Genomic DNA, 15,500 nt, shown 5'->3' on the forward strand with positions numbered 1-15,500 from the left:
CAAAACAATGGCTTATCAACTATTCTCCTGCTGCCAGTAGCCATAGGAATTCAGCTTTTCAAGTAGTAAGCGAACCATCTCCTTTTCGGGCGCGGTCGGCTCAGCGATTTCTTCGTTAGACAAAGTGTTATGAGGATAGAAATTCATTACGCGAGCGGCGTAAGCTTTTTTATCCTCCGGCAACAGCTCAGACCATCTTTGGTATCCAAGAAAATTAGCGGTCTTCTCATAAAGATTACGTAGCAGCGCAAAATGATAGCGCTGCACGTTATTGGAAGCGACTGCCTGCTCAATGAGCGATTTAATATGCAGATGGTAAGAGAAGCTCTTGTTAGAGTCGCCCTTCTTTTCCTCGCACACAAATGTGCCATCATCCAGCTGGCTGAGAATATAACCGTTCTTGGCACCTACCTCGTTATACAGCACGTTATAAAAAATCGCGCTGTGCGTGGATACGACGAACTTCACGTTCGACTCACTCGAATTGATCAGCTGCCCCAGATTTACCGCCAATTGAATAAGGTGATTTTCATCCAGCGAGCTAACCGGGTCGTCAATGAATACGTATTCTAGCTGGTTAAACTGGTCAGTTTCGCGATCAGCCGGCTCAGCGACACTGAGTACGGCAATCACCTGCTCAAGCAGGGTGTAGAAAATACTCCAGATAAAATTACTTTCTTCGCCCTTTGAGATTTTTAGATTGCCCGACCGCTCATCATCGTTACCACGCTCCAGAGAAAAAGTTACCTCGGAGAAGGCTTTGGCAACGACTTCCCCTGTCTGTTCGTCTTTTTGCTCTGCATTGAACCGAGGCGTGAGCTTGTCGTTAGTATAACGCTGGAAGGTAGTAATGACATTCTGATCCTGACCTTGATCCAACAATATCCAATCAGTAAAAGTATTGGGTTGGATTTTCAGTTTGGGCTCGGCGTCGCCGCTCAGGTCGTTATCCCAATAGAACAGGTCTTCGGTAAAAGCGCTGTAATAGAGAATCTTGTTGCGCGACAGCCCAGGCTGGTCGGCCTTATCACTGACTTCGTCAGCATCTACTTTTGGCGCAATTAGGCGTTTGAACTCCCGCGACAAGCGCGTTTTACCGGTGCCATTGAAGGCGTAGACCAACTGCACCTTCTTCGGGCTTTTCTGCAGACCTTCGGCTATTTCCCTTAGCGTCTTACCCATATTACGCCGCTACCTCTTCTGGCTTGGGGAAACTCAACAGTACGTCACGATAATGCTCGTATTGCTTCTGACGGAGTTCGATCTCGCGGGGCAGGTCTTCGCTGATGGAGTGGCTCAGCGCCTCAAATTTATCGAGAATCGAAACGATACGAGCCTGCTCCGCAAGGGACTTATCAGGGTCGTTTGGGAAAGGAACAGGAATGCGCACTTCTTTTTTCATACTTTCAATCAGCAGGCGCTTAACCTTGCCGCTAGAAACATGCTTCGTCTTCTGAGAATTAAACGAAGCTGTCTGCATCACGTAAGCAATATACTTGGGATTCATTGAGTGCCGGAAGGCATAACTATCGTCATGAATAGCCACTTTATGGCCACCAAGCCAAGCGACAGCCTTCCCCACATCTTCAACTGTTTCACCAACACCAGCTATGACAACATCACCCGGCTCTGCATAGCGCAGCAACCCCGCCATATCCTTTCTAACCTTAGAATAGGCTTGCGTCGTAGAAACGCCGTAACGCGTATATATCTCACCGTAATGAATAACGCTAATGCCATCTTCTACATAATCAGCCTTGGTAAAACGCTTGCCACGAATAAAATCGCCAACCGCCCCCAGCGCCGTCCACTCAACATTCCCCTCATCAAAACTTAACAACTGGTCGCGGTAGTAGTTGTATTGTTTTTTACGGACCGTCAGCTCGGCGGTCAGTTCGGCGGTCAGTTCGGCGGTCAGCTCGGTAAAGGCGTCTAGCATGCGGACGATTTCGGCTTGAATTTCAAGTGATTTTTTAGGAGTTTCCGGGCATGGAACAGGAATTAGAATGTTATTCAATATGGCCTGAGTCAGGCTCGGCCTTCCAGACCCAGTATCGAGCGACATCAAATCAATCGTTTTAATGAAATGGTATAAATACTTGGGCATAACCTTGGATACATTGATATCCGTGTAATAAATGGTGTCCACATTCCAAAATGGGGAGTCAACATAAAATATATTGGTAATAGAGCCCTTGCGAGGTATCAATACAGTTGGCTTGTCATATGAATATGTATCGACATAACCCATGACTCCACCTGAACCATAAACCGGCACGTCACCAGTATTTAAGCCCTTCCAGTCTTTACCGTGTTTTATTTTGGCAATCTGCTCCAGAGGCAGCCATTGCACTGCGGCTCCATCGAGCAGCTTTTCCAAAAAATCCATACCGCTCACGCCTCCTCACCCTCAATCTCAGCCACGATTGCATCAATCTCCGTTCGCAGTTGATCGATCCTGGCAACGGTGGTTTTCAGGTCGGCATTGAGCTGGGCGATATTCACCGCCTCTCGATTGTCCTTGGCTTCCACATAGCTGCTGACGGACAGGTTGTAATCGTTGGCGGCGATGCGTGCCAAAGAAATGGATTGGGCGAAGTGTTCGACGTTCGCCTTGCTGTCGAACGCCTGCATGATCGCCTTGATATGCGCGTCTTCCAGCAGGTTGTTGTTGACGCCCTTCTTGCACAAGCCGCTGGCGTCGATGAACTGGGTGGTGGTGTCTGGCTTGTTTTTCGCCAGCACCAGAATGGTCACGGCGATGGTGGTGCCGAAGAACAGGTTAGGTGCTAGCGCGATCACGCTTTCCACATAGTTGTTGTCCACCAGGTATTGGCGGATCTTCTGCTCGGCACCACCCCGGTAGAAGATGCCAGGGAAGCAGACGATGGCAGCGCGCCCCTTACTGGATAGGTAACTGAGCGCATGCAGCACGAAGGCGAAGTCGGCCTTGGACTTGGGCGCCAGCACACCGGCTGGGGCGAAGCGATCATCATTGATCAGGGTGGGGTCATCCGCGCCCTTCCACTTCACCGAGTACGGCGGGTTGGAGACGATGGCATCGAAGGGTTTGTCGTCGCCAAAGTGCGGCTCGATCAGGGTGTCGCCAAGCTGGATGTTGAATTTGTCGTAGTTGACGTTGTGCAGGAACATGTTCATCCGCGCCAGGTTGTACGTGGTGTGGTTGAGTTCCTGGCCGAAAAAACCCTCTTCGACGATATGGGCGTCGAAGTGCTTCTTGGCTTGCAGCAGCAGCGAGCCGGAGCCGCAGGCCGGGTCGTAGATCTTATTGATGCGAGTTTGCTTGTGCATGGCAAGCTGAGCAATCAGCTTGGAAACCTGCTGCGGTGTAAAGAACTCGCCGCCGGATTTACCGGCGTTGGCGGCGTAGTTGGAGATGAGAAATTCGTAGGCGTCACCAAACAGGTCGATATGGCTTTCATCGAAGGTGCCAAAGTCCAGTTTTGCCACCCCTCTGAGCACGTCTGCCAAGCGTGCATTCTTTTCCTTGACGGTATTGCCCAGGCGGTTGCTGGTGGTGTCGAAGTCAGCGAACAGCCCCTTGATATCGCGCTCAGAGGGATAGCCACTGGCGGAGGCCTCGATGTCTTTGAAGATCTTGGCCAGGTCGGTGTTCAGGCTGACATTGTCGTGAGCACTGGCCGCCATGTTGACAAATAGCTGACTGGGATAGATGAAGTAGCCCTTGGTCTTGATGGCGTCGTCTTTGGCGCGCGCGATATTTTCGTCGTCATCATCCATGGCGGCGTAATTGAGCGACTCATCACCGCCACTCATGTAATCAGAGAAGTTTTCGCTGATGAAGCGGTAGAACAGGGTGCCGAGCACGTATTGCTTGAAATCCCAGCCGTCGACTGCGCCCCGCACATCGTTGGCGATGGCCCAGATCTGGCGTTGCAAGGCGGCACGTTGTTGGATGCTTGTCACACGGTTTTCCTGTTCAGTTCGGCCTATTTGGCCACTTCATTGCATGATGCAATGATTTGGGCGATGCGTGGGGGTTCTCGGCTGGCTCTCTGCTTCGGCGCTGCCCGCGCGCATCCATTCGTCGATCTTGGAAAGCTGGAATTTTCACAGCAGCCCGATTTGTATGCGGCAAGCGCTTTGTGCACCCGTCAGCGGTGAAAAAGTCCCTGCGCTGCGCTCGGAGGCTGGGTAAAAATCGGTTACGGCCCAAGGCCCAGCTCTCATGGCGTTTGTGTTCGATGACGTCACAAGTCTGCCAGGCGGTCTCGCCAGCGGCCATCTTCAAATCCCCATTCGTTTGATTGAGCTTTGGGGGGCTGCCGTCCCACAACATAAAAAGGGTGCAGTTTACCGCGTCATCACCCATTCCTTATGGCTGCCCCCACTGCGGCAGCCGTTCCTAATATTTGTTTTACCGATAGCGGTACCCGATGGTGAAGTAAGGTAAGCCGCCTGCTCCGTCCCGGCGCCTTGGCAGAGCTCCTAGCTTTCTTCGTCGGAAGCCAAGCGGCGGGAACGCTCGCCGTTGCAGCTGGGCTGGCTGAGACCATCCGCACGGCGTTGTCGGCCAAGTTAATGCCCCACTCGCGACGAGCGATCTCAAGCATGCATTGAAACAGTGCTAGCTCGCGTTTGACGGTGTTGCCCTGCGAATCTTCAGTCGCTCGTCGCGGTAGGAAACGAAGTCAGAAGGTAAGGGTGGCGACGATGCGGCCGGCCAATGGATACCGCTTGAGGGCTTCAGGCGTTTGATTTCCGAGTAGGCGCCCTTGTGCTTGGAGGGGTGGCCTCGGTGATGTAGCTATTGATTGGGTCGCTGAATAGCGTGTGCTCTGCTTCGACTCGGGAGGCAAAGACGCTGCGGTACATTTCGCTTTCAATCATGCGCGCCCAGGCTTGGGCATCGGCTTTGGTTTCGAAGCTTTTGCGTTGGTCTGGATAGACCTTGCGGAGTATCTGCACTTCCCACTGATACTCGCCGCGATTCCTGATCGTTGCCATTCCTACCATTCCAGCCACATTCAAGTGTGGCAAATTTGTGGCAAAAACGACTTTCAGGACTAGGACAGGTTTCTGTCAGAAGCGCTAACCCTTGAGAACCAAGGGAAAGGAGATGGCGCACCAGGCGGGATTCGAACCCACGACCCCTGCCTTCGGAGGGCAGTACTCTATCCAGCTGAGCTACTGGTGCGTATGCCGCGGTTGGCGCGGCAGGCGGCAATCATACGCATCTCGGGCTTGGGCGTCCAATAGCAGTACGCTCGTTCATGATATCGAACGAAATGCGCCGTCTGTCGGTAGAAATGCTCCGAAAAGGCTCTGCATCCTGATACCTTCGTTGGTTTTGTCGAACAAGCTCTTGCCCTTTGCAGTCAAGGGCCCTAGGATTCGTTTGAGATTTCAAACGCCTCCCCATCACAACAACAGGAGACCGGAGAATTGGCATCACACCAGCCGGCCAACCGCCTGCGGGATGACATTCTTCCGTTGTGCCAACCGCTTGTCTTCAATGACAGCAGGTCCCTGTGCGGCTTCCGTCGATCAGCGTACCGGAAGGTTGTAGGGCAGACGTCTTCTTGGATTCAATCCAGGAATCCGTGCGTGAGCGAACTGGACCAGACCGGGCAATGACCCCGGCCTGAGTTTTTTCGTGTCCGCATGCCGAGCGAACTAAGAGCCGTTCGCCTGGCGTCGCCCCTTGCAGTGGCGACCTTCGCCTCTGGCGCCGATGGTGATCGGCCGGGGCGAATGAACGGCAGAGACTGCGGTCTCTCCATTCCAGACAACAGACGGGCGGGGCTCCAGACAGACCCGCCGTCCACAGGCTTTCCTCGAAAGGAGACAGGTCATGCAACTCAAAGACGCCAAGCTGTTCCGCCAACAGGCTTACATCGACGGTTCCTGGGTCGACGCTGATGGTGGCAAGACCATCAACGTGAACAACCCGGCCACCAACGAAATCATCGGCACCGTGCCGAAGATGGGCGCCGCCGAGACCCGTCGCGCCATCGAAGCCGCCGACAAGGCCCTGCCGGCCTGGCGTGCGCTGACCGCAAAAGAGCGCGCCAACAAGCTGCGCAAGTGGTTCGACCTGATGATCGAGAACCAGGACGACCTGGCTCGCCTGATGACCATCGAGCAGGGCAAGCCGCTGGCCGAAGCCAAGGGCGAGATCGCCTACGCCGCCTCCTTCCTCGAGTGGTTCGGCGAAGAAGCCAAGCGCATCTACGGTGACACCATTCCGGGCCACCAGCCCGACAAGCGCATCATCGTGATCAAGCAGCCGATCGGCGTGACCGCGGCCATCACCCCGTGGAACTTCCCGTCCGCGATGATCACCCGTAAAGCCGGCCCGGCCCTGGCCGCTGGCTGCACCATGGTACTCAAGCCCGCTTCGCAAACCCCGTACTCCGCCCTGGCCCTGGCCGAGCTGGCCGAGCGCGCCGGTATTCCGAAGGGCGTGTTCAGCGTCGTCACCGGCAGCGCCGGCGAAGTCGGCGGTGAGCTGACCAGCAACCCGATCGTGCGCAAGCTGACCTTCACCGGCTCGACCGAAATCGGTCGCCAGCTGATGGCCGAATGCGCCAAGGACATCAAGAAGGTGTCCCTGGAGCTGGGCGGTAACGCTCCCTTCATCGTGTTCGACGATGCCGACCTGGACGCCGCTGTCGAAGGTGCGCTGATCTCCAAGTACCGCAACAACGGCCAGACCTGCGTCTGCGCCAACCGCCTGTACGTACAGGACGGCGTGTACGACGCCTTCGTCGAGAAGCTGAAGGTTGCCGTGGCCAAGCTGAACATCGGCAACGGCCTGGAGCAGGGCATCACCACCGGTCCGCTGATCGATTCCAAGGCAGTTGCCAAGGTCGAGGAGCACATCGCCGACGCCGTTTCCAAAGGCGCCAAGGTCCTCGCCGGCGGCAAGCCGCACGCCCTGGGTGGCACCTTCTTCGAGCCGACCATCCTGGTCGACGTACCGAAGAGCGCCCTGGTGTCCAAGGACGAAACCTTCGGCCCGCTGGCGCCGGTGTTCCGCTTCAAGGACGAGGCTGAAGTCATCGCCATGTCCAACGACACCGAGTTCGGCCTGGCCTCCTACTTCTACGCCCGTGACCTGGCCCGCGTGTTCCGCGTGGCCGAGCAGCTGGAATACGGCATGGTAGGTATCAACACCGGCCTGATCTCCAACGAAGTGTCGCCGTTCGGCGGTATCAAGGCTTCGGGCCTGGGCCGCGAAGGTTCGAAGTACGGTATCGAGGACTACCTCGAGATCAAGTACCTCTGCCTCGGCGGTATCTGATCCGTTTTTCCGTGGGCGCGCGGGTGGCAGGCAAGAGCTGACAGCCACCTTCGCGCCGGCGTTTTCCGGTGGTAGCACCGGACAACCCGTCTGGCGGGCCGTAAGTTCCACGACAGTCGATCATCGTATGCTGTCGTGTGAGGCTTCTCCCCGCTTTCATCCTTTGATCCGGTCGCCCGATGAGCGGCCACTGAGGAAGCTATGAGCAAAACCAACGAATCCCTGCTGCAACGTCGTCAGGCCGCCGTACCGCGCGGTGTAGGCCAGATCCACCCGGTCGTCGCCGAGCGCGCCGAGAACTCCACCGTGTGGGACGTCGAAGGTCGTGAATACATCGACTTCGCCGGCGGCATCGCAGTACTGAACACTGGCCACCTGCACCCGAAAGTGGTTGCCGCCGTTCAGGAACAACTGACCAAGCTGTCCCACACCTGCTTCCAGGTGCTGGCGTACGAGCCCTACATCGAGCTGGCCGAAGAGATCGCCAAGCGCGTTCCGGGCAACTTCCCGAAGAAGACCCTGCTGGTCACCTCCGGCTCCGAAGCCGTTGAGAACGCCGTCAAGATCGCCCGTGCCGCCACCGGCCGCGCTGGCGTGATCGCCTTCACCGGTGCCTACCACGGCCGTACCATGATGACCCTGGGCCTGACCGGCAAGGTCGTTCCGTACTCCGCTGGCATGGGCCTGATGCCGGGCGGCATCTTCCGCGCCCTGGCTCCGTGCGAACTGCACGGCATCAGCGAAGACGAGTCGATCGCCAGCATCGAGCGCATCTTCAAGAACGACGCTCAGCCGCGCGACATCGCTGCCATCATCATCGAGCCGGTTCAGGGCGAGGGTGGCTTCTACGTCAACTCCAAGTCCTTCATGCAGCGCCTGCGCGCCCTGTGCGACGAGCACGGCATCCTGCTGATCGCTGACGAAGTGCAGACTGGCGCTGGCCGTACCGGCACCTTCTTCGCCACCGAGCAGCTGGGTATCGTTCCGGACCTGACCACCTTCGCCAAGTCCGTTGGCGGCGGTTTCCCGATCTCCGGCGTTTCCGGCAAGGCCGAAATCATGGACGCCATCGCTCCCGGCGGCCTGGGCGGCACCTACGCCGGTAGCCCGATCGCCTGCGCCGCGGCCCTGGCCGTGCTGAAGGTCTTCGAAGAAGAGAAGCTGCTGGAGCGTTCGCAGGCTGTTGGCGAGCGTCTGAAGGCTGGTCTGCGCGACATCCAGGCCAAGCACAAGGTGATCGGCGACGTTCGTGGCCTGGGTTCGATGGTTGCCATCGAGCTGTTCGAAGGCGGCGACCACAACAAGCCGGCTGCCGAGCTGGTCAGCAAGATCGTGGTTCGTGCCCGTGAGAAAGGTCTGATCCTGCTCTCCTGCGGTACCTACTACAACGTCATCCGCTTCCTGATGCCGGTCACCATCCCGGACGCCCAGCTGGACAAGGGCCTGGCCATCCTGGCCGAGTGCTTCGACGAGCTGGCCTGAGCCTTGACGGTTTAGCCGCTGTAATGAAAAGGCCCGCGAAAGCGGGCCTTTTTTTGTGTCCGAATTTGATGGCGCTCATGGGAAAGCACCTAGGCTTTGGACTACGCTGCGCGTTATTTCGTAGGCCTTTTCCGGCGACGCCCAAGATTGCACAGACCGGCTAGGCCGCTCTGGGTTGGCTGCGCGTGCCGGCGTTTGGCGTTCGTTTCGAACGAGGTGATTGATGAGTGTATCTCCCGGCGTGCTGGTCGCGGCCAGCGATCCCTGGAGCCGTGAACTGCTGGGCCAGCTGGTGCTCAGCGTGCGCTGCGATGCCAGCGTTCAGTTCTGCGAGGATGGACTGGCGGCAATCGATGCCTGCCGGCGGCAGCAGTTCGCTCTGGTGCTGGCCGAGCAGGAGCTGCCCGGTAGCGACGGCCTGGAGCTGTTGCGCCAGGTCCGAGCCCTGCGCCGAGGACCGGTGGCCCAGCCCTTCATCCTGATCAGCTCGAAGGCGGACGCCGCCAGCGTTCGCGCTGCGCTGCCGTTGGCGCCGACGGCTTATCTGGTGAAGCCTTACAATGCGGAGAATCTGCGCGCGCGCCTGCGGGCGGTGCTGCTGGCGCCGGGTGAGAGTGTCGTTTGCGAGCTGCCGACCCTGGAGCAGAGCCTGTCGCTTGCGCGCTTCCTGCAGACCGAGCGGGATGCCACCGACGGCGCGCCGTTGATGGGCGAAGTTGGCAAGGCGGTGAACCGCTGCATGGAGGCCAGCGACATCAACCTCGAAATGCTCGAGCAGGAATTCGGCCATGATCCGCAGATCACCGCCTGCCTGATCTCCGCTGCCAACAGTGCCGCCCGGCACGTCGGCATGCCCTGCCAGACACTCCTGCAGGCCCTGTCGCGACTGGGCGTGGCCCATGCCCTGAACCTGATGCTGGCTGTGGCCTTGCAGCGTGCTGCGACGCTGGATGATCCGCTGCTGAAGGAGCGCGCCGAGCGCTTCTGGCAGCTCTCGCAGCACAGTGCCGATGCCGCCTTTGCGTTGGCTGAGTCGCTGGGCGCGGACGCCGACCGTTGCTTCACGGCGGGCCTGCTGCACTGCCTGGGTGACCTGGCGTTGCTGCGCAGCCTGCAGGATTGGAGTAGTGCGGGCGGGGCACTCAGTGAGCGTGAAGTCGATGCGGCGCTGGCCGAGCATGGCGCGAGCTTTGGTTCGGCGTTGCGGACCCGCTGGCGCCTGCCGCTGGAGCTGCGCAACCTGATCGCGGCGGCTTACGCCCTGAGTGGCGGGGTGCTCAGCCGCGAGGCATTGATCGTCAACCTGGCCGCCAATGCGGCGCGTCTGCCGGAGGCCGAGTTGTCGAGCCTGGCGGAGCACAAGGCGGTGCGCATGCTGCAGCTGACGCCAGCGCAGCTGGGCTTGCTGAGCAGAAGCTGAGGCGGAGAAGGCCGCGTCTGGCGACGCGGCCGATCACGCTTAGCGCGCGGCGAGCAGTTCCTTGCCACGCACGACGGCGGCGCGAACCTGCTTGGGCGCGGTGCCGCCGATGTGGTCGCGGGCGTTCACAGAGCCTTCCAGGGTCAGTACGGCGAACACGTCGTCGCTGATCTGGTCGCTGAACTGGCGCAGCTCGTCCAGACTCATCTCGGCCAGGTCCTTGCCGCTGTCCACGCCGTATTTCACCGCATGGCCGACGATCTCGTGGCAGTCGCGGAAGGGCAGGCCCTTGCGCACCAGGTAGTCGGCCAGGTCAGTGGCGGTGGAGAAGCCGCGGCGGGCCGCTTCGCGCATGATCTCGCGCTTGGGCTTGATTGCCGGGACCATGTCGGCGAAGGCGCGCAGGCTGTCGCGCAGGGTGTCGGCGGCGTCGAACAGCGGTTCCTTGTCTTCCTGATTGTCCTTGTTGTACGCCAGCGGCTGGCCCTTCATCAGGGTCAGCAGGCCGGCGAGGTGGCCGAACACGCGGCCGGACTTGCCGCGAACCAGCTCCGGTACGTCCGGGTTCTTCTTCTGCGGCATGATCGAGGAGCCGGTGCAGAAGCGGTCGGGCAGGTCGATGAACTGGAACTGGGCGCTGGTCCAGAGCACCAGCTCTTCGGAGAAGCGCGACAGGTGCATCATCGCCACGGAGGCGGCGGCGCAGAATTCGATGGCGAAGTCACGGTCGGACACACCGTCCAGCGAGTTGCCGGAGATCGCTTCGAATCCCAGCAGTTCGCAGGTGATGGTCCGGTCGATCGGGTAGGTGGTGCCGGCCAGCGCGGCGCTGCCCAGGGGCATGCGATTGGCGCGCTTGCGGCAGTCCACCAGGCGCTCGTAGTCGCGGCTGAGCATTTCGAACCAGGCCAGCAGGTGGTGGCCAAAGGTCACCGGCTGGGCGGTCTGCAGGTGGGTGAAGCCGGGCATGATGGTGTCGGCTTCGGCGTCCGCCAGGCCCAGCAGGCCCTGCTGCAGGCGGGTGATCTCGGCGAGGATCAGGTCGATCTCGTCGCGCAGCCACAGGCGGATGTCGGTGGCCACCTGGTCGTTGCGCGAGCGGCCGGTGTGCAGCTTCTTGCCGGTGATGCCGATGCGGTCGGTCAGGCGCGCTTCGATGTTCATGTGCACGTCTTCCAGGTCGACGCGCCAGTCGAAGGTGCCGGCCTCGATCTCGCCCTGGATCTGCTTCAGGCCATCGATGATGGTGTCGCGCTCGGCGTCGGTCAGCACGCCGACCTTGGCCAGCATGGTGGCGTGGGCGATGGAGCCCATGATGTCGTGGCGGTAGAGGCGCTTGTCGAAATCGACGGAAGCGGTGAAGCGGGCGACAAAGGCATCGACGGGCTCGCTGAAACGGCCGCCCCAGGACTGGTTGGTCTTCTCTACGCTCATGGATCTCTCTCGCGGAAACGGGCAGGCGCGGCGCGCGGCCTGCATGAAGGGCAAAGTGCGACGATAATAGCAGGCTGAAGCACAAAACCGGCGGCGCTTTGGCGGTTGGGGTGGGGGAGTGGCGTGGAATCGCCGCGCAGCCCCGGCCGATCCTTGCGCTGCCCGACATTTCCCGGCTCTGGTCGCACGCCGCGCTTGCCGCCGTGCGGACGCTTACGGAAACTGCGTCGATGCCCATACTTGCCAAGACCGGCGCCCGGCCGGCACCCGACGACGACTTCTTCATCCCCGAACTGTGCCAGCCCGAAGCGCTGTTCAGCCTGGTGGTGCTGGCCGAGATGCTGGTGCTGGTGATCGTGCTGGCCGAGCCGATGACGCCGAGCTTCAACTGGGTGCGTCTGTCGTTGATCTCGCTCTTCGTGCAGTGGAACGTACTGCTCTCGGCCGGCCTGCTGTGCCGGATGCGCCCGCTGCTCGCGCGCTGGCCCGCCTGGCGCGCCGGGGTGATCAGTTGTGCGCTGGTGGTGGCCCTGACCCTCGCCTGCACGGCGGCGGCCGACTACCTCTCCCTGGGCGGACCGATGTCGCGCGTCGGCGAGGTGAATCTTTACCTGCGCCATGCGTTGATCGCCCTCATCATGTCCACCCTGTTGCTACGCTACTTTTATCTCCTGAGCCAATGGCGGCGCCAGGAACAGGCCGAACTGCGGGCACGGATCGAGTCGCTGCAGGCGCGCATCCGCCCGCATTTCCTGTTCAACAGCCTCAACAGCATCGCCAGCCTGATCGAGCTCGACCCGGGCAAGGCCGAGCAGGCGGTGCTGAATCTGTCGGACCTGTTCCGCGCCAGCCTGGCCAAACCCGGAACATTAATTTCCTGGGGGGAGGAACTCGAGTTGGCCAGACGCTATCTTTCCATAGAGCAGTTTCGTCTTGGCAACCGCTTGCAGCTGGACTGGCAGGTGGACGGCGTGCCCGATGGCGTGCCGATTCCCCAGCTGACGTTGCAGCCCTTGCTGGAGAACTCGTTGATTTATGGCATCCAGCCGCGCATCGAAGGCGGTCTGGTGAAGGTTGAGGCGGACTACCGTGACGGTGTGTTCCAGCTCTGTGTGAGCAACCCGTACGACGAGTCGACGCAGACGTTGCCCACGAAGGGGACCAAGCAGGCGCTGCAAAATATTGCGGCGAGACTTGCGGCACTTTTCGGGCCAAAAGCTAGTCTCAGCGTCGAGCGCCGTGACGGACGGCACTACACCTGTCTACGCTATCCATGTGCGCGTCTCATGCAGGAAGCCTGAGCTTATGAATGTCCTGATCGTCGATGACGAACCCCTGGCGCGAGAGCGCCTGGCCCGGCTGGTAGGGCAAATGGACGGCTATCGCGTCCTGGAGCCCTCTGCCAGCAATGGTGAAGAAGCGCTGACACTGATCGACAGCCTGAAGCCGGATATCGTCCTGCTGGATATCCGCATGCCCGGCCTGGACGGGCTTCAGGTGGCGGCCAAGTTGTGCGAGCGTGAAGCCCCTCCGGCGGTGATCTTCTGCACCGCCCACGATGAATTCGCCCTGGAAGCATTCCAGGTCAGCGCGGTCGGCTATCTGGTCAAACCGGTCCGCAGCGAAGACCTGGCCGATGCCCTGAAGAAGGCCTCGCGGCCCAACCGCGTGCAGCTGGCGGCGCTGACCAAGCCCCCGGCGGCTGGCGGCCCTGGCCCGCGCAGCCACATCAGTGCGCGGACTCGCAAAGGCATCGAATTGATCCCGCTGGAAGAAGTGATCTTCTTCATCGCTGACCACAAGTACGTGACCCTGCGCCACGCCGGTGGCGAGGTGCTGCTGGATGAGCCACTGAAGGCGCTGGAGGATGAGTTCGGCGAGCGCTTCGTGCGTATCCACCGCAATGCGCTGGTCTCCCGCGAGCGCATCGAGCGTCTGCAGCGCACCCCGCTGGGGCACTTCCAGCTGTACCTCAAGGGGCTCAATGGCGATGCCCTGACCGTCAGCCGCCGGCATGTCGCGGGCGTACGGCGACTCATGCATAACCTGTAGCGACACAGTGCCGCATTCCGCGTGAAGCCTGGGCCCACCGCCCGGGTTTCTGCGCGCACGAGCTGTTATGATGCGGGCAATCTCTTGCACGCTTCCATTGCACGGAATTGCCCATGTCTTCTCGCGAAATCCGTATCGCCACGCGCCAGAGCGCGCTGGCCCTGTGGCAGGCCGAATACGTCAAGGCCCGCCTGGAACAGGCCCATCCCGGCCTGGTCGTAACCCTCCTGCCGATGACCAGCCGCGGCGACAAGCTGCTCGACGCGCCGCTGGCGAAGATTGGCGGCAAGGGGCTGTTCGTCAAGGAACTGGAGACCGCGCTGCTGGAGAACGAGGCGGACATCGCCGTGCACTCCATGAAGGACGTGCCGATGGACTTCCCCGAAGGCCTGGGCCTGTACTGCATCTGCGAGCGCGAAGACCCCCGCGACGCCTTCGTCTCCAACACCTACGCCAGCCTCGATGATCTGCCTGCCGGCAGTGTGGTCGGCACTTCCAGCCTGCGCCGTCAGGCGCAGCTGCTGGCCAGCCGTCCGGACCTGCAGATCCGCTTCCTGCGCGGCAACGTCAACACCCGCCTGGCCAAGCTCGATGCCGGCGAGTACGACGCCATCATCCTCGCTGCCGCCGGCCTGATCCGTCTCGGTTTCGAGGACCGCATCCGCTCCTCCATCAGCGTCGAAGCCAGCCTGCCGGCGGGCGGTCAGGGGGCGGTGGGCATCGAGTGCCGTACCGTCGACAGCGAAATCCATGCGCTGCTCAAGCCGCTGCACCATGCGGAAACCGCCGTGCGCGTTACCGCTGAGCGGGCCCTGAACAAACGCCTCAATGGCGGCTGCCAGGTGCCGATCGCCTGCTACGCGATCCTCGAAGGTGACCAGCTGTGGCTGCGCGGCCTGGTCGGCCAGCCCGATGGCTCCCAACTGCTGCGTGCCGAAGCGCGCGCTTCGCAGGCCGACGCCGAAACGCTTGGTGTGAAGGTGGCCGAAGACCTGCTGGAGCAGGGCGCCCAGGAAATCCTCACGGCGGTGTACGGCGAGGCCGGTCACCCGTGAGCCGCTGGCGGCTGCTGCTGACCCGTCCCGAAGAGGAGTGCGTGGCACTGGCCGCGAGCCTCGCCGAGGCGGGCATCCACAGCGCCAGTCTGCCGTTGCTGGCGATCGTCCCGCGGGAGGAGTCGCCGGCCGAGCGCAGCCTGATCCTTGACCTGGACCGCTACTGCGCGGTTATCGTGGTCAGCAAACCGGCGGCGCGCCTGGGCCTTGAGCGGCTGGACCGCTACTGGCCGCAGCCGCCGCTGACCCAGAGCTGGTTCAGTGTGGGCGCGGCGACCGCGGCTATCCTCGAAGACTACGGCCTGACCGCGCACTATCCGGCGGACGGCGATGACAGCGAGGCCCTGCTGAGGTTGCCGGCGCTGGAGCAGGCCTTGCAGGTGCATGATCCGAAGGTGCTGATCCTGCGTGGCGAAGGTGGCCGAGAATTCCTCGCCGATTGCCTGCGCGGCCAAGGCGTGGCGGTCGACTATCTGGAACTCTACCGGCGCGAGTTGCCGTCTTATCCCCCGGGTGAACTGCCGAGGCGCATCCGGGAAGAGCACCTGAATGCCCTGGTGATCAGCAGCGGGCAGGGGCTGGAGCATTTGCATCGCCTGGCGGAGCAGGATTGGCCGCAGGTGAGTGCGCTGCCACTGTTCGTGCCCAGTCCGCGCGTGGCCGAGCAGGCCCGTGAGCTGGGCGCGCAGCGGGTGATCGATTGTCGGGGCGCCAGCGCTACGGCACTGATGGAGGCGCTGCAAAGCGCCGACAAGAACAATTTCTGAGC

12 protein-coding genes and 1 tRNA gene are annotated in these 15,500 nt (G+C 60.8%); 7 read left to right on the forward strand and 6 right to left on the reverse strand.

The window, feature by feature from the left end:
• Window positions 1-15: 15 nt before the first annotated feature.
• The 5 genes from SD196_RS01265 to SD196_RS01285 all read right to left on the reverse strand — a co-directional run bounded on the left by SD196_RS01265 (window position 16) and on the right by SD196_RS01285 (window position 5,179).
• Window positions 16-1,182: an anticodon nuclease gene (locus SD196_RS01265; protein WP_416310981.1), complete on the reverse strand. Its 1,167-nt coding sequence runs from the start codon at window positions 1,180-1,182 to the stop codon at window positions 16-18.
• Between the two features lies 1 nt (window position 1,183).
• Window positions 1,184-2,389, reverse strand: coding sequence for a restriction endonuclease subunit S (locus SD196_RS01270; RefSeq protein ID WP_416311787.1), 1,206 nt, complete (start codon window positions 2,387-2,389; stop codon window positions 1,184-1,186).
• Window positions 2,390-2,394: 5 nt separating this feature from the next.
• Complete coding sequence (locus SD196_RS01275) at window positions 2,395-3,948, reverse strand: type I restriction-modification system subunit M (RefSeq protein WP_416310982.1); 1,554 nt, start codon at window positions 3,946-3,948, stop codon at window positions 2,395-2,397.
• Between the two features lie 780 nt (window positions 3,949-4,728).
• Window positions 4,729-4,989: a hypothetical protein gene (locus tag SD196_RS01280; RefSeq protein WP_416310983.1), complete on the reverse strand. Its 261-nt coding sequence runs from the start codon at window positions 4,987-4,989 to the stop codon at window positions 4,729-4,731.
• A 113-nt stretch (window positions 4,990-5,102) separates the two neighbouring features.
• Window positions 5,103-5,179 (reverse strand) — tRNA-Arg (locus SD196_RS01285).
• 657 nt (window positions 5,180-5,836) lie between these two features.
• On the opposite strand from SD196_RS01285, the gene gabD reads away from it, so the two are divergent.
• The 3 genes from gabD (at window position 5,837) to SD196_RS01300 (ending at window position 10,190) form a co-directional block, all read left to right on the forward strand.
• Window positions 5,837-7,288: an NADP-dependent succinate-semialdehyde dehydrogenase gene (gene gabD, locus SD196_RS01290; RefSeq protein ID WP_416310984.1), complete on the forward strand. Its 1,452-nt coding sequence runs from the start codon at window positions 5,837-5,839 to the stop codon at window positions 7,286-7,288.
• Between the two features lie 201 nt (window positions 7,289-7,489).
• Window positions 7,490-8,770, forward strand: coding sequence for a 4-aminobutyrate--2-oxoglutarate transaminase (gabT, locus tag SD196_RS01295; protein WP_275609687.1), 1,281 nt, complete (start codon window positions 7,490-7,492; stop codon window positions 8,768-8,770).
• Between the two features lie 223 nt (window positions 8,771-8,993).
• A complete protein-coding gene (locus SD196_RS01300) occupies window positions 8,994-10,190 on the forward strand; it encodes an HDOD domain-containing protein (RefSeq protein WP_331315481.1) in 1,197 nt (398 codons plus the stop codon).
• A 39-nt stretch (window positions 10,191-10,229) separates the two neighbouring features.
• Here SD196_RS01300 and argH read toward each other — a convergent pair whose 3' ends face one another.
• Complete coding sequence (gene argH, locus SD196_RS01305) at window positions 10,230-11,624, reverse strand: argininosuccinate lyase (RefSeq protein ID WP_275609689.1); 1,395 nt, start codon at window positions 11,622-11,624, stop codon at window positions 10,230-10,232.
• A gap of 230 nt (window positions 11,625-11,854) precedes the next feature.
• Between argH and SD196_RS01310 the strand changes: the two genes are divergently transcribed.
• From SD196_RS01310 to SD196_RS01325, 4 genes are all read left to right on the forward strand, one after another.
• Window positions 11,855-12,925, forward strand: a complete 1,071-nt coding sequence (locus tag SD196_RS01310; protein ID WP_370601731.1) for a sensor histidine kinase — start codon at window positions 11,855-11,857, stop codon at window positions 12,923-12,925.
• Window positions 12,926-12,929: 4 nt separating this feature from the next.
• Window positions 12,930-13,676 carry an alginate biosynthesis regulator AlgR gene (algR, locus tag SD196_RS01315; protein ID WP_275609691.1) on the forward strand — a complete coding sequence of 249 codons (747 nt, stop codon included), beginning with the start codon at window positions 12,930-12,932 and terminating at the stop codon, window positions 13,674-13,676.
• A 113-nt stretch (window positions 13,677-13,789) separates the two neighbouring features.
• Window positions 13,790-14,731 carry a hydroxymethylbilane synthase gene (hemC, locus tag SD196_RS01320; protein WP_275609692.1) on the forward strand — a complete coding sequence of 314 codons (942 nt, stop codon included), beginning with the start codon at window positions 13,790-13,792 and terminating at the stop codon, window positions 14,729-14,731.
• On the forward strand, window positions 14,728-15,498 hold the full coding sequence (locus SD196_RS01325) for a uroporphyrinogen-III synthase (protein ID WP_370600494.1): 771 nt from the start codon (window positions 14,728-14,730) through the stop codon (window positions 15,496-15,498). The genes hemC and SD196_RS01325 overlap by 4 nt, the downstream gene beginning before the upstream one ends.
• The last annotated feature ends 2 nt before the right edge of the window (window positions 15,499-15,500 follow it).

The sequence above is a fragment of the Pseudomonas macauensis genome (assembly GCF_047902425.1).
Lineage (GTDB): Bacteria > Pseudomonadota > Gammaproteobacteria > Pseudomonadales > Pseudomonadaceae > Pseudomonas.

What these genes read in the sequence shown, in the direction of transcription:
- SD196_RS01265 (WP_416310981.1), bottom strand. Translation starts at nt 1,182, where the DNA reads ATGGGTAAGACGCTAAGGGAAATAGCCGAAGGTCTGCAGAAAAGCCCG.
- SD196_RS01270 (WP_416311787.1), bottom strand. Translation starts at nt 2,389, where the DNA reads ATGGATTTTTTGGAAAAGCTGCTCGATGGAGCCGCAGTGCAATGGCTG.
- SD196_RS01310 (WP_370601731.1), top strand. Translation starts at nt 11,855, where the DNA reads ATGCCCATACTTGCCAAGACCGGCGCCCGGCCGGCACCCGACGACGAC.
- SD196_RS01280 (WP_416310983.1), bottom strand. Translation starts at nt 4,989, where the DNA reads ATGGCAACGATCAGGAATCGCGGCGAGTATCAGTGGGAAGTGCAGATA.
- argH (WP_275609689.1), bottom strand. Translation starts at nt 11,624, where the DNA reads ATGAGCGTAGAGAAGACCAACCAGTCCTGGGGCGGCCGTTTCAGCGAG.
- gabT (WP_275609687.1), top strand. Translation starts at nt 7,490, where the DNA reads ATGAGCAAAACCAACGAATCCCTGCTGCAACGTCGTCAGGCCGCCGTA.
- SD196_RS01300 (WP_331315481.1), top strand. Translation starts at nt 8,994, where the DNA reads ATGAGTGTATCTCCCGGCGTGCTGGTCGCGGCCAGCGATCCCTGGAGC.
- gabD (WP_416310984.1), top strand. Translation starts at nt 5,837, where the DNA reads ATGCAACTCAAAGACGCCAAGCTGTTCCGCCAACAGGCTTACATCGAC.
- algR (WP_275609691.1), top strand. Translation starts at nt 12,930, where the DNA reads ATGAATGTCCTGATCGTCGATGACGAACCCCTGGCGCGAGAGCGCCTG.
- hemC (WP_275609692.1), top strand. Translation starts at nt 13,790, where the DNA reads ATGTCTTCTCGCGAAATCCGTATCGCCACGCGCCAGAGCGCGCTGGCC.